Annotated in this window: 1 pseudogene; it reads left to right on the forward strand. The window is 55.8% G+C overall.

From position 1 onward, the window contains the following. Nucleotides 1-258: pseudogene (locus HBA93_RS21960) on the forward strand (BREX-1 system phosphatase PglZ type A); the annotation flags it as partial.

A 258-nucleotide genomic window follows, 5' to 3' on the forward strand; every position in this document is an offset into this window, starting at 1 on the left:
CGACAGGTGTATGCTGCCATCTTTGCGGACGATGGAACGCTCATCTCTGACGAAGCCGAGCTGGAATTCGATTTCGCGTCCGAGAACCCGCGTGAGCGTGAGCTGTCGCGGAGCTTCCTGCTGTCCAAGGCGGCAGACGCTTATAACAATCAGACAGTCTTCCTGAAGCTGCGAACACGCATCGGTAAGACCAGCCATTTCGAAGATCACGCTTCGCAGCCGCTGCTGCTGAAACGCGGGATCAGTACAGATTTCGAT

It is taken from the genome of Ochrobactrum sp. SFR4 (genome assembly GCF_019730395.1).
Taxonomy (GTDB): Bacteria; Pseudomonadota; Alphaproteobacteria; order Rhizobiales; family Rhizobiaceae; genus Pseudochrobactrum.